Annotated in this window: 1 protein-coding gene; it reads right to left on the bottom strand. The window is 48.5% G+C overall.

Translation table 11 applies throughout. From position 1 onward, the window contains the following. The coding region (locus tag IX315_RS09685; RefSeq protein WP_244973147.1) for a transposase at window positions 1-239 on the bottom strand (239 nt) is incomplete at its 3' end. Window positions 240-262 lie beyond the last annotated feature (23 nt).

Raw genomic sequence — 262 nt, 5'->3', positions numbered from 1 at the left:
ATAAGTTCCCTGAGGAACGTTATCACGTTTTTCGCTAAGAACGACATGGCGACTGCGACCTCCGTTGTCTCTGGAAGTCGAGTCCTTATCCTAGCAGCTCCGTAGCACATCTTCACGGTTCCGAAAGTCCCCTCTACCTCATTACGTCGGTGCATCTCCTTGAGTTCAGCCTCTGTCTTTTCTTGTTTAGGTGGGCGTCCTAGTCTTTTCCCTGTCGGGACAATGCCTTTGCTCTCCATGTATTGACAGTTGTTTTTATTGA

The sequence above is a fragment of the Porphyromonas levii genome (genome assembly GCF_018206105.1).
In the GTDB taxonomy this organism is placed as follows: Bacteria; Bacteroidota; Bacteroidia; order Bacteroidales; family Porphyromonadaceae; genus Porphyromonas_A; species Porphyromonas_A levii.
The sequence above is the reverse complement of the archived record's forward strand: the minus strand, read 5'-3'. Positions and strand labels throughout refer to the sequence as shown.